Source organism: Mesorhizobium waimense, assembly GCF_003601975.1.
Classification (GTDB): domain Bacteria; phylum Pseudomonadota; class Alphaproteobacteria; order Rhizobiales; family Rhizobiaceae; genus Mesorhizobium; species Mesorhizobium waimense.
On sequence record NZ_QZWZ01000008.1, the window covers coordinates 14327 to 27780 of the forward strand.

Annotated in this window: 10 protein-coding genes; 3 read left to right on the forward strand and 7 right to left on the reverse strand. The window is 64.6% G+C overall.

Going from position 1 to position 13454, the window contains the following annotated elements; translation table 11 throughout:
- Positions 1-172: 172 nt before the first annotated feature.
- Positions 173-1549: an MFS transporter gene (locus D3227_RS12060; RefSeq protein WP_120014350.1), complete on the reverse strand. Its 1377-nt coding sequence runs from the start codon at positions 1547-1549 to the stop codon at positions 173-175.
- Between the two features lie 85 nt (positions 1550-1634).
- Positions 1635-6434, reverse strand: a complete 4800-nt coding sequence (locus tag D3227_RS12065) for an NAD-glutamate dehydrogenase (RefSeq protein WP_120014351.1) — start codon at positions 6432-6434, stop codon at positions 1635-1637.
- A 137-nt stretch (positions 6435-6571) separates the two neighbouring features.
- Here D3227_RS12065 and D3227_RS12070 point away from each other — a divergent pair, with 137 nt between their 5' ends.
- Positions 6572-7135, forward strand: a complete 564-nt coding sequence (locus D3227_RS12070) for a peroxidase-related enzyme (RefSeq protein ID WP_120014544.1) — start codon at positions 6572-6574, stop codon at positions 7133-7135.
- 121 nt (positions 7136-7256) lie between these two features.
- Complete coding sequence (locus D3227_RS12075; protein WP_120014352.1) at positions 7257-7580, forward strand: YciI family protein; 324 nt, start codon at positions 7257-7259, stop codon at positions 7578-7580.
- Positions 7581-7584: 4 nt separating this feature from the next.
- On the opposite strand, the gene D3227_RS12080 is transcribed toward D3227_RS12075, so the two are convergent.
- Positions 7585-8199, reverse strand: a complete 615-nt coding sequence (locus tag D3227_RS12080) for a LysE family translocator (protein ID WP_120014353.1) — start codon at positions 8197-8199, stop codon at positions 7585-7587.
- A gap of 393 nt (positions 8200-8592) precedes the next feature.
- Here D3227_RS12080 and D3227_RS12085 point away from each other — a divergent pair, with 393 nt between their 5' ends.
- Positions 8593-9219, forward strand: a complete 627-nt coding sequence (locus D3227_RS12085) for a DUF1062 domain-containing protein (protein ID WP_120014354.1) — start codon at positions 8593-8595, stop codon at positions 9217-9219.
- Positions 9220-9259: 40 nt separating this feature from the next.
- Here the strand turns inward: D3227_RS12085 and D3227_RS12090 are convergent, their stop codons facing one another.
- The 4 genes from D3227_RS12090 to D3227_RS12105 all read right to left on the reverse strand — a co-directional run bounded on the left by D3227_RS12090 (position 9260) and on the right by D3227_RS12105 (position 13446).
- The gene (locus tag D3227_RS12090) at positions 9260-9595 is read right to left on the reverse strand and encodes a hypothetical protein (protein ID WP_120014355.1); all 336 of its coding nucleotides are present in this window, start codon (positions 9593-9595) and stop codon (positions 9260-9262) included.
- Positions 9596-9718: 123 nt separating this feature from the next.
- Complete coding sequence (locus tag D3227_RS12095) at positions 9719-10834, reverse strand: ABC transporter substrate-binding protein (RefSeq protein WP_120014356.1); 1116 nt, start codon at positions 10832-10834, stop codon at positions 9719-9721.
- A gap of 47 nt (positions 10835-10881) precedes the next feature.
- Positions 10882-11931, reverse strand: a complete 1050-nt coding sequence (locus tag D3227_RS12100) for an ABC transporter permease (protein ID WP_120014357.1) — start codon at positions 11929-11931, stop codon at positions 10882-10884.
- 18 nt (positions 11932-11949) lie between these two features.
- Positions 11950-13446, reverse strand: coding sequence for a sugar ABC transporter ATP-binding protein (locus D3227_RS12105; protein WP_120014358.1), 1497 nt, complete (start codon positions 13444-13446; stop codon positions 11950-11952).
- Positions 13447-13454 lie beyond the last annotated feature (8 nt).

Consider the following 13454-nt stretch of genomic DNA (forward strand, 5'->3'; position numbering starts at 1 on the left):
TTGTGGAAGAAGGTGGCCGAGCGAAGCTCGGTCGGATGAGGGGTGTTCCAGCTTGGCAAAATCCTTCGTCTCAAGCGGCGCGTAGGCGCAGGATCACCAGCGCCTCATTTCTTCCAGCACCCCTCATCCGTCTCGGCGCTGCGCGCCGATCCACCTTCTCAGAAGGGAAGAACTATTCCACTGGCTGGTCGGCCGGATATGGCGTCCTGATCAATATCGCCATGCCAACGCCCAAGAACAGCACGATCGCCGCCATGCCGAGCCGCGATGAACCGCTGGCCAAGGTGATCGTTGCCACCATGAAGGGTGCGGCAAAACTGGTCGCCCGTCCGGCCAGCGCATAGATGCCGAAATAGCGGCCTGATTCGGCGGCGGTGACGCTGCGGGCCATATAGGAGCGCGACGAGGCCTGCACAGGACCGAAGGCAAGCCCGATCAGCAGGCCGTAGAAAATATAGGCCTTTTCAGCGGGCGTGCCGAACAATCCGCCGCTATCGGTTTCCGGCATCATCCAGGCACCGAACAGTGTGTAGCCCGGCCCGGTCGAGACGATGCCGATCGTGGCGATGCTAAGCAGGACGAGCGAGATAAGCACGATCGTCTTGGAGCCAAGCGCCTTATCGAGACGCGCCGCAACCAGGCAACCGACGATGGCGACGACATTGAGGATGATGCCGAACATGCCGATCTCGGTGATCGACCAATGGAACATTGCCGCGGCAAACGTGCCGCCCAGTGCCAGCAGCGCGTTGACGCCGTCCTGATAGATCATGCGGGCAATGAGGAACCGGAAGATGCCGCTGCGCTGGCGCACTTCGGCGAGCGTCGACTTCAGTTCCGACAGGCCCTCGCGCACCGCCGGCCCGATCGCGATGCCCCTGATGGCGTCCGGTGTGAAGAAGAACATCGGCAGGATGAACAGGAAATACCAGCCGGCCGACAGCGGCCCGGTGGCGCGCGCATCCTCGCCAAGCTTGGGATCGAGCCCGAAGATGGGATCAAGGCCGACGATGGTCTTGCCGGTCTCCGGCGAACCGGCCATGCAGGCGACGACGAAGATCAGCGCGATCATGCCGCCGAGATAGCCAAGGCCCCAAGCCATGTTCGAGATGCGGCCGATCTCGCTCTTCGGCACCAGGCGCGGCATCATGGAATCGTTGAAGACCGTCGAGAACTCCGCCGCGACGGAGGCGATCGAAAACAACGCCACGATCAGGAAAAGGTTCGAACCGGGCACTGCGAACCAAAGCAGGGCGAGACTGGTGATCTTGATCGCGGCGAAGAAGGCGATCCACGGCTTGCGCGGCCCGGTCTGGTCGGCGATCGAGCCGAGGATTGGCGACAGCACGGCGATAACCAGACCCGCCGCGGCTATGCCGTAACCCCAGGCCGCCTGACCCGTCTCCGGATCGCTGGCCATGCGCGAGACGAAGTAAGGCCCGAAGATGAAGGTGGTGACGACGGTGAAGAACGGCTGCGCCGCCCAGTCGAACAGCATCCATCCCCAGATGCCGCGCCCTGACGCCCGCTGCACTGCTACCTCGGTCATGTCCCCTCCCGCAGAACGGCGCCCAAAGCAGGGCGCCGTGTAGCTCTATAGCGTAGTTCCTGCCAGCAATCTCGCCCGATCTGGCTCACATCCCCGTCAGATCGCTCATCAGCCCCGAGGCCACCGACAGCCGCGATACGGTGATGTCGCCGCCCTCGGTCAGCGTCTGCAGCCGCTCACGGATGCGCCCGACGCGCTCGCCGCCGACCTCCAGCCAGGCCACCACCGGGTCGGCCGCCTTGGCGTGGCCGGTAAGTGCGGCCACGGCGATGCCGCGCCTGGCCGCGCCGATCGTGTCGGTGGCGCGGGACAGAGCCAGTTGGTCGTAGTAGTCCGAAGGCGTGATCGAGCGTGCCGCATCCTCGACGCGCGGAATGCGGAAGGCGTCGCTGACGGCGAAGAAGGCCTTGGCGGCGGCGACGATATCGGCATTGGCCGTCCTGGCCGTCAGCGCGATGTCGGGGATGAGTTCCGCCACATCGGTCAGCGCCAGCTGCGCGGCGAGCTTTTCCGGCGCGCCGGCCTTGAACAAGCCATGCCGCCTCTCCTCGATCCGCTCGCGCGAGAAGGCCGGCAGCAGCGAGGCGAGTTTCGGCTCCAGTGCCTTGCGTGCCTCCTGCAGCTCGGCAATCCGCTGGCCAAGCGTCGACGTGCCGGCATCGTTTTTGAGATACCAGCCGCTTGTCACGAAAATAAGCCGGCTAATTGCCTGGTAAAGATCGAGCTGCACCTGCCCGTCGATCTGGCTGTCGAGCGCGTCGATCTCGCGATAGAGCGCCGGCAAGGCAAAGCCGTCCCGCACAACGGCGAAGGTGCGCACCACGTCGGCGGCGGTGCGGCCGGTGGCTTCCTGCAGCCGGTTGACGAAGGACGGTCCGCCGCGGTTGACCAAGTCGTTGGTCATGACGCGGGTGATGATCTCGCGGCGCAGCCGGTGGCCATGGATCTCGGAGGCATATTTCTTCGCCATCCGGTCCGGGAAGTAGCCCATCAGATCGCGGTCGAAATGCGCGTCGTCCGGCACGTCGCTGGCGACGATGTCGGAAAACAGCACGATCTTGGCATAGGCGAGCAGCACGCCGAGCTCGGCCCTTGTCAGCGGCTCGCCGCGCGCCTCGCGCTCGGCGAGGGCCGCCGGCGACGGCAGCGTCTCGACGGCGCGATCGAGCAGGCCGCGTGCTTCGAGTGCCGACATGAACCGGCTCTGATGCGCGATGTCGGCGAGCCCGCGCTTGCGCGCCATCGAAAGCGCCAGCGTCTGTTGGTAATTGTTGGACAGCACCAGCGACCCGACCTCATCGGTCATCTCGGCCAGCAATTTGTTGCGCGCCGGCCTGGTCAGCGATCCCTTGCGCATGGCCGAAGCCAGCGCGATCTTGATGTTGACCTCGACGTCGGAGCAGTTGACGCCCGCCGAATTGTCGATGGCGTCGGAATTGCAGCGGCCGCCATTCAGCCCGAACTCGATGCGCGCCCGCTGTGTGACGCCAAGATTGGCGCCCTCGCCGATGACCTTGGCGCGCACGTCGAGCGCGGTGATGCGGATTGCATCATTGGCGCGGTCGCCGACATCCGCGTTGGTCTCGGTCGAGGCCCTGAGATAGGTGCCGATGCCGCCGAACCACAGAAGATCGACCGGCGCCTTGAGGATGGCGTTCATGATCTCGACCGGCGTCGCCGTGGTCTTGCCGAGGCCGATGGCCGCGGCGGCTGCCGCCGGCAGCGTGATCGACTTTTGGCTGCGCGAGACGATGATGCCGCCTTCCGACAGCTTGGTCTTGTCGTAGTCCTGCCAGCTCGAGCGCGGCAAAGTGAACATGCGCTGGCGTTCCGCCATCGAGGCCGCCATGTCCGGATCGGGATCGATGAAGATATCGCGATGATCGAAAGCGGCGATCAGCCTGGTCTGCGGCGACAATAGCATGCCGTTGCCGAACACGTCGCCCGACATGTCGCCGACGCCGACGACGGTGAAGGGCGATGACTGGATATCGCGATTCATCTCGCGGAAATGCCGCTTCACCGCTTCCCAGCCGCCCTTGGCGGTGATGCCCATCTTCTTGTGGTCGTAGCCGGCCGAGCCGCCGCTGGCGAAGGCATCGTCGAGCCAGAAGCCGTGCTTCTCGCTGATCGCATTGGCGGTGTCGGAGAAGGTCGCCGTGCCCTTGTCGGCGGCGACGACAAAATAGGGGTCGTCCTGGTCGCGCCGGATCACGCCGGCCGGCGGAATGACCTCGTCGATGCCGATATTGTCGGTGATCGACAACAGGCTGGAGACGTAGTTCTTGTAGGCCGAGGTGCCGGCTTCGAAGATGGCGTCGCGCCCGGCGCTCATCGGCAGCTTCTTCGGATAGAAGCCGCCCTTGGCGCCGACCGGCACGATCACTGCGTTCTTGACCTGCTGCGCCTTGACCAGGCCGAGCACCTCGGTGCGGTAGTCCTGGGCGCGGTCCGACCAGCGCAGACCGCCGCGCGCCACCGGACCGAAGCGCAGATGCACGCCTTCGACCTCGGCGCCGTAGACGAAAATCTCGCGCCACGGCCGCGGCGCCGGCAATCCATCGACCGCCTGCGAGTCGAGCTTGATCGCCAGCGACTGACCTTTCGCTTTCGTATCGGCAACGAAATGATTGGTGCGCAGCGAGGCTTCGATCAGATTGAGGTAGCGGCGGATGATGGTGTCGTCATCGATGTTGGGCACCTCTTCCAGCGCATCCCGGATCTTGGCCTTGAGGTGCTTGGCCGCCACCACGCCTTCCGTCTCGGCCGTCGGCCCGAGGCGGGCGACGAACAGCGCATGCAGGCCGCGCGCTATATCCGGATAGCGGTTCAGCGCGGCGGCGATGAAATCCTGGCTCTGCGGGATGCCGGCCTGCTGCAGATAGCGGCCATAGGCGCGCAGGATGGTAACTTCGCCTGACCATAGGCCTGCGGTCTGTGCCAGGCCGTTATAGCCGTCATTATCGATGTCGCCGCGCCAGACCGACAGGAAGGCATCCTCGAACAGCGCGCCGCCATCGCCGAGGTCGATCGGCTTGCCGTAGCTGTTCTCCAGCTCCATGTCGTGGATGAAGACCTTGTCGGCCGCTTCCTCGCCGACCTCGAAGGTGCGCTCGCTGATGACGCGGAAGCCGATGTTTTCCAGCACCGGCACCCGCCTGGACAGCGCCACCGGGCTGCCGTGATGATAGATCTTCAGCGCCGCCTGCTGCGGCTTCTGGTCGGCATGCCGGTAATAGTCGATGGCGATCGGATTGGCGGCACTGATTTTGCCGATGCGCCCGGCATCGGCCAGCGCCACCGCCGGCGAGAAACTATCCCTATAGCTTTCCGAAAAGCGCGCAGCGATGGCCGTCATCGCAGCATCCGCGCCGGTTTCGGCCGCAGTTTCGCGCAGCGCGTCGTCCCAAGTGCGCACGATGTCGCGGATCGCCGCTTCGATCGTCGCCTGCTCGACCTTCGGCGTCTTGCCGCCGGAGCGGCCGATGATGAAATGCACGCGCGCCAGCCCGCCTTCCGGGAAGGCCGGGTAATAGGCCGACAGCCGGCCTTCGAACACGGTCTTCAGATAGGCGCCGACCTTCTCGCGCACGACGCTGTCGTAGCGGTCGCGCGGCACGAAGACGAGGATCGAGACGAAACGGTCGAACTGGTCGGCACGCACCAGCGCCCTGACGCGCGGCCGTTCGATCAGCCCGAGGATGGCCTCCGCATGCTTCCTGAGGATCGGTATCGGCACCTGGAACAGCTCGTCGCGCGGATAGCTTTCCAGCACGTTGATCAGCGCCTTGCCGGAGTGATCACCGGGATTGAAGCCGGATTTGGTGATCACGGTCTCGGCCTTCGACCTGAGATAGGGGATCTTCATCACCGAGCGCGTGTAGGCGGTCGAGGTGAACAGGCCGACGATGCGCAGTTCGCCCGAAAGCGTGCCCTTGGCGGTGTAGGTCTTGACGCCGATGTAATCGAGATAGATGCGCCGATGCACGGAAGATTTGGCGTTGGCCTTGGTGACTATCAGCGGTTCCGGCCCATGCAGGAAGGCGCGGATCTCGGGCGTCGTCGTCACCGCTTCGGTGCCGCGCCTCAAAACCAGCACGTCCGGATCGGACAAGATGCCGAGGCCGGGCTTCTCGGCGCGCTCCAGCGTGCCGCTCTTCTCGCCGCCGGTGTATTTGAACTCGCGCATGCCGAGGAAGGTGAAATTGTCGTCGCGCAGCCATTCGAGGAAGGCGATCGCCTCGGTGACATGCGCCTTGTCGAGCGGCACCGGCGCGTAGCGGAACTCCGAGATCGCCTGGTCGAGGCGGGCCAGCATCGGCTTCCAGTCGGTGACCGCGGCGCGCACCTGGCCGAGCAGCTTCCTCAGCCGTCCGGCCAGAGCCTCGGCCTGGTCGGCGGACAGGCGGCCGATATGGACGTGGACGACGCTCAGCCGGTCATGGCTGAGATCGCCCTTGGCAAAGCCGCCGTCGCCGAGGATTTCATCGACGCCGCTCTTGCCGTGCCTGACGACGACGACCGGATGGGTGACCAGCAGCGGCTCGCCGGCGCCCTCGGTGATCTCGCCGAGAATGGAATCGAACAGGAACGGCATGTTGTCGTTGACGACGGTGATCACCGTCATCGGCCGGCCCTGGCGCACGACACCCGACTCGACGTCTATGGCAACGACGCATTCGCCCTTCCTGTGTCTGGCGACGGCACGGCCGGCCAGATCGGCGGCGCGTTCGAGATCGGCGGGATCATAGGCGGCGACGTCTTCGGCCGGTGCCCGGGCAAGCAGGTAATCGGCGAGCTTGCCGGCTTTTTCGCCGCCCTTTGCGGTGTCTTTCTTTGCCGGACTCGCCTTTTTCGACTGGCTTGCTGTTTTGAGGCTGGCCATGGTGTCAAATCCCTCCCGTCACATGCTTTTGCTACTATGGTAGCAGATGACCGGTATTTGGCGACAACGGTTTGACGGCTTGCGAAGAAATATCGCAGCGCCAAAACTGGCCCCCGAACGAATGAGGAGGAATGCCGATGACCGGCAAGATTATGGCGCTTGACCTTGCGCAGGCGGAGCTGAGCGAGACGACAAAAGCCTACTTCGCCAAATGCGAGGAGAAGCTCGGCCTCGTTCCCAATGTGCTGCTGTCCTATGCCTTCGACGAGAAGAAGCTGCGCGCCTTCACCGACATGTACAACGATCTGATGCTGGGCGAGTCAGGCCTGTCTAAGCTGGAGCGCGAGATGATCGCGGTCGTCGTCTCCTCCATCAACCATTGCTACTACTGCCTGACCGCGCATGGGGCAGCGGTGCGCCAGCTTTCCGGCGACCCGAAGCTCGGTGAGATGATGGTGATGAACTTCCGCGCCGCCGACCTGTCGGAGCGGCAGCGCGCCATGCTCGAATTCGCGGTCAAGTTGACCGAAGAGCCGGCAAAGATCGTCGAGGCCGACCGGGCGGCGTTGCGCAAGGCCGGTTTCTCCGACCGCGACATCTGGGACACCGCCTCGACCGCCGCCTTCTTCAACATGTCGAACCGGGTGGCGGCGGCGATCGACATGCGGCCCAACGACGAATACCACGCCATGGCGCGGTGAGGATCTCGCACCATACTTTAGCAGTTACGTATTCCCGTTGCGTGTTCACGGGTTTGGTCCGATGATCGGCGGGCGGCATGACCGCATGCCGGTTCGATGCCGCTGATCAAGGGAGGAGAACATGGCGAAGTTTCTCTACGTCTATCATGGCTCGGGCAAGATGCCGACCGACGAGGCCGAGCGGAAAGCCGCGATGGATGCCTGGAACGGCTGGTACGGCCAGCTCGGCTCGGCCGTGGTCGATGGCGGCAATCCGGTCGGCATGTCGAAGACCGTGCTGCCCGGCGGCAAGGTCGAGAACAATGGCGGCAGCAATCCGACCGCCGGTTACACGATCGTTGAAGCCAAGGACATCGACGATGCCGTCGCCAAAGCCAAGGACTGCCCGATCCTGATGGACCCGGCCTTCAGCGTCGAGATCGCGCCGATCATCGAAATGATGTGACGGGTCACGACCGCGTCGCGATCGCAGCCGCCGCGCCGGCCATGGTGCCGGCGCTGATGCGGTTGGCGATCTTCATGGCGCGCTTGCTCTTCAGCAGCTTTCGCGCCTGCGCCGCGGCGAGCACCCAGGCCAGATCGATGGCGACCAGGACCACGGCCATGGTCGCCGTCAGTTCGACCCAGCCGACGACGCTGACCGAGGCGAGGTCGATGATCGTCGGCAGCAGCGCCAGATAGAACATCATGATCTTGGGATTGCCTAATGTCACCGCCATGCCGGCGAGGAAGAGCTTTGCCGGTGAATCCTCGCGCGGCATCTCGCCTTCCTTCGCCTCGACCGGTGCGGTCCACATCTTCCAGGCAAGATAGACGAGATAGGCGACGCCGATCCATTTCACGACGACGAAGGCGAAATGGAAGGTCTGTGCCACCACAGCCAGCCCGAACACCGCCAGCGACAGCCAGATGCCTTCGCCGATCCACATGGCGAGCAGGAACGGGAACACATCGCGGAATCCCTTGGCGACCACCCGCGCCACAAGGGCTGCGATCGACGGTCCGGGCGAGCCGGCAGCGACGAATAGAGCGGCGGCAAAGATCAGGAGCGACGTGAGCTGCATGGCGGGATCTCTGTTTGAAACGTTCGGCCCATAACTAGCTCAACTGGCCCGGCGACGGTAGCGCCGCAAGGAGAGACTTGCTGGACCACCCGCCCAAAGGCTAGAAATGCCGCCCCGACACGATTTTCGAGTTTCACTTTGCCTACGTAACCGCCGGTCTCGTCAACTCCCCCGACACAGTGCATGGCGTCGTATTCGCGGCGTCTGTTTTCACAATCACGTGTTCCTCAGGGTAGCGGTTCGAGACCGGTTTGGCACTGCTGAACCGCTGTCGCGCGCAAGCCGCCCGTGACGCCTGTTTTCCAATCGCCGCAGCCTCTCGCCACGCCGTGCCCGCATGGGCTCTCGACATCGCCGGTCTGACGAACTTCCCGACGGGAAGGGCTTATCGGCATGTCCGAACTATTGCGTATCCGCTGGGCGATCGCGCCCACAATCGCGCCTCGACCTCTCATCAACTGCAACCGCTGCGGCGGCACCAAGCCGTATCAATGCAGCGGGAAATTCCGCATCAACGCCAACGGCAAGCGCATCGACGTCTGGCTGATCTATCGCTGCCTCGATTGCGACAACTCCTGGAATTTCGGCATCCTGGAGCGCTGCAACCGCCGCGACATCGAACCGACCCTGCTGCAAGGTTTCGAAAGCAACGATCCGGTACTGGCGCGCCGCCATGCCTTTGATGTCGTTGCGCTGCGCAGTCGGGTCGGGCGCATCGAAGAATTCCCCGACGTCGCCGTCGACAAGCAGACCCATGGCGGCGCGCCGGAAGTCACAAGCGCCTTGGAACTCCAGCTCGCGCTGGAAACGCCGACGTCGTTGCGGCTGGATCGGCTGCTCGCCAGCGAGCTCGGCATCTCCAGGTCGAGGCTTCAGACTCTGGAAGAAAGGCAATTGCTGAGCATCGACCCCGACGGGACAAAGGCCCTGCGCAAGCCGGTCCGAACCAGAACGGTGGTCCGCATCGATCTGTCCGGCGAAGCCGATTGCGAAGCCATCATTTCGGCAGCCGGTGGATGAACCTGCAAGCGAAGTCACACGATCGGAGCGCCCGGCCGGATCATCCTGCCGGCGCGTATTCGTTCATATCGAAGACATGGTGGTGAACGCGGCCGGTGAACATCTTCAACAGCTCGCCGGTCACTTCGCGGCTCTCGAACCGGACCGAGGATTCAAGCGCCCGTTCGCACGTTGCCATGTCGGGATAGCGGATCGCGAGCACCATGGCGTAGACCGGCGCTCCTTCGTCGCGGGCCGTGCCGTCGAGGACGCGGATTTCCTGCGCTCCGGGAAACTGCGTCCACAGCGGCACCAGCCTCGCTTTCACGAAGCGGCGGAACTCGGCCTCGCTGCCCGGATGAATCTCGCCCTCGAACAGGGCATAGCGGACGATCATGGCTTCTCCTGGCATGACAGAGATCCCACCGGCTGTGCGGCGAACAACGCACGGCCTGTCGGACCGGTTGAATTTTCGGTCGGGATGCGGGCGCGGCTGTCCCGCGCCCGCATCGGTGAATGCCTACTTGCCCCAGATTTTCTTGTACTGGTCGCGATAGCCGTTGTCGGGGTCGAAGGCATTCTTTGGCCCACCGTCGAACTCGACATTGTCGGCCGTCACCACATGCAGCGGCGACAGATAGCCGGACCATTTTTCGCCGGCGATGGCACGGTTCAGCTCGTCGACCAGTTGCCAGCCCTGCAGGTTGAGCGGCTCCGCGACCGTGACCTTCTGGAACTGGCCGGCGCGGATGCGCTGATAGGCCGATTCCGAACCGTCGCCGGCAGCGACATTGATCGGCGCGTCGGTGCCGGCCTTGCCAGCCGCGGCAAGCGAAGGTCCCATGAAGTCGAAGTAGAGATCGTTTATCGCCAGTGAATGCGTCCAGGCATCGCCGTATTTCTGCAGCAGCGAGGTGGTGAGCTGCGGCATGCGCTGCGACGTCTCGGCGATCGGCGTGTCGACATATTCGAGCACCTTTCCGCCCAGCCGCTCGATCTCGGCCTTCATCTTGTCGGCCTTGGCGATGGCGATGGCATAGGTGGAATCGGTGAAGATGATGACGCCCGGCTTGCCCTTGGCGTCGGCATAGGCCCAGTCGGCCGCGGCCGTGGAAACCTGCATCGCATCGGTCGAGACGTTGGCGAACACGCCATTCTTTTCGTCGGGGCCGATCACTGGTCCCGCATGCCAGGAAACCAGCGGAATGCCCGCCGCCTTCGCCTGCTCCAGCGCCGGCGCCTGCTCGACCGCGTCGAAGCCGTTGATGACGATGCCGCTCGGCTTCAGCGCCATCGCCTGGCCGAAGGCTGCGGTGCGGCCGCCGATCGAGCCGGCACCGTCGATGACCTTGACCTCCCAGCCGATCGCCTTGGCCGCCTCTTCGACGCCGGTGGTGACGCCGAGAATGCCGCCATTCTTGAGATCGCCGGCGAGCACGACGATGGTCTTGCCTTCCTGCGCCTTCGGACCGGTGGTCGGGCCGTCCCATGCCGTGACCTTCTGGGCATATTTCTGCACCACCGCCATGGCGTCGGCCATCGCGTCCGCCCGTGCCTCGCCGGCGAACAGGGCCGGGGCGGCGATGGCCACGGCCATCAGGGCGACGGATGATCTCAGGAATGTTCTGCGCTGCATGTTGGGTTCCTCCCTTGGGTTTTTGAAACAGACCGGCCGTCCGGTATTCAGCTTCCGGACGGATCTGGTTTGCGGGCTATCCTGGCCGCGCCGCGCTTGCGCTGGGCGTAGCCGGCGATGCCGATGGCAACCAGCAGCGTAACGCCGTTGAACAGCGGTTCGACGAAGAACGAGCCGCCGAATTGCTGGATACCGGAAATGCCGACGGCCAGGATGATGACGCCGGTCATCGTACCCCAGACGTTGACGCGCCCGGGCTTGATGGTGGTCGAGCCGAGAAAGGCGCCGACCAGCGCCGGCAGAAGATATTCCAGCCCGACGCTGGCCTGGCCGATGCGCAGCTTAGAGGCCAGCAGCACGCCGGTCAGTGCCGTCAGGAAGCCGGACGAGACAAAGGCCCCGATGACGAAGCGGCGCACCGGAATGCCGTTCAGCGCTGCCGCCTTCGGATTGGCGCCGATGGCATAGACGTAGCGGCCGATCGGCAGATATTCGAGGATGATCCAGAGCGCGATGGCGATTGCCAGCACATAGAGCCCGGTGATCGGCAGCCCGAACACCATCGTGCCGTTGAGTGCATAAAAGCCTTCCGGCAGCACGCCGACGACCTGCCGGCCGCCGGTGTGCCAGAGCGCCAGCGCATAGAGCACGGTGCCGGTGCCCAGCGTGGCAATGAAGGAGTCGATACGGGCGACCTCGACCAGCAGGCCGTTGAGGAAGCCGGTGGCGGCGCCGAGCAGCAGCACGATCAGCACCGCCAGCGGCCAGGGAATGCCGAGCATGGTCTGCAGGCTGATCGCCAGGATGTGCCATAGCACGATGCCGTAGCCGACGGTCAGGTCGATGCGCCCGGAGGCCATCGGGATCATGGCCGCCAGCGACAGCAGCGCGATGATCGCCTTGTCGGAGACGATCGAGCGCAAATTGAGCAGCGTCGGAAATGTATTCGGCAGCAGGATCGAGAACAGCAGGATCAGCACGACGGTTAGGATCACCAGGCCGTATACCGGCAGCAGACGGGTGATCCTCTGCCTTACCGGCAGGCTGGCCATTTCGCCGCGGGTTGGCTCGAGTGCACTGGATTCGATCGATGGCATGGAGATCCTCCGGGACGGTCAGGCGGCTTCGGAAGCCGATGCCGCGGTGATCACCGCGGACGTGGTCAGTTCAGGTCCGGTGAGTTCGCGCACGATCCGACCACGCGAAAACACCAGGGCGCGATGGCAGATATGGGCGATCTCCTCGAAGTCGGTCGACACCACGACGACGGCGAGGCCGACCTCGAGGGCGCGGCCGATCAGCCGGTAGATCTCGGCCTTGGCGCCGACATCGACGCCAGCGGTCGGGTCTTCGGCGATCAGCAGCTTGCGGCCGGTATGCAGCCAGCGCCCCACCACCACCTTCTGCTGGTTGCCGCCCGACAGCGCCTCGATCGGCAGGCTCGGATCATTGGGACGTAGCCCGACCAATCCGCCGATCTCGCGCGCCAGCGCGGCCTCCTTGTAAGGCGCCAGGAACGAGAACAGGCCGCGCTTGCCGGCGCCGGGGTTGAGAAAGCTGTTCTCGCGGATCGACAGCGATGCGGCGATCGATTCTTCGGTCCGGTCGCGGGCGATCAGGCCGACGCCAGACCCCATGGCGGCGATCGGGCTCGACAAATCGGGCTCGACGCCGTTGATCGTCACCGAACCGGAAAAGCCCTGGCAGCCGAACAGTGCCCGGCCGACCAGTTCCTGACCGGCGCCGCGCAGTCCGACCAGACCGAGCAGTTCGCCCTTGCGCACGTCGAACGACACCGGCCCGGCCCCGGCGCAGACCAGGTCGCGGACGGCACACACCGTCTCGCCGGCCTGCGTCTCTGCCTTGGTGAAGACCTGGCTGACCGGACGGCCGACGATCATCTCGACCAGTTCATCGGGCCTCGTGTCGGCGACCTGCTTCTGGCCGACCAGCCGGCCGTCGCGAAGCACGGCGACGCGATCGGCGATGCGGAAGATCTCGTCGAGGCGATGCGAGACATAGATCATGCCGACGCCGCGCTGCTTGAGCGGGCGGATGGCGTCGAACAGGCGGTCGACCTCGTCGGCGGGCAGGCTGGCGGTCGGCTCGTCGAGCACCAGCACATCGGCTTCGGTGGCCAAGGCGCGCGCGATGGCGACCAGCGATTTTTCGGTGCGGGTCAGATCCTGGACCCGCGTCGTCGGATCGAAATCGCAGCCGACCAGCTTCAGCGCCTCGCGGGCCCGCTCCTCGGTGGAACGCCAGTCGATGAGGCCGGAGCGCAGTGAAAATCCCTGGGCGAGGCCGACATTCTCGCCGACGGTCATCCATTCGATCAGGCCGAGATCCTGGTGAATGAAGGCGACGGGCTGGCGCTGGTTCGGCTGCGGCGGGCGGTGGTGATAGGGCTCGCCACGAAACAGGATGCTGCCGCCATCCGGCCGGTAGATGCCGGCAAGCGTCTTGATCAGTGTCGACTTGCCGGCGCCGTTCTCGCCGAGCAGCGCCAGGATCTCGCTCTTGCCGAGATCGAGCGACACGTCGGAGAGCGCGCGGGTGCCGCCGAACTCCTTGGTAATCGACTTGAACTCGATCAGTTTCTCTTCGGTCAAGATGCGTT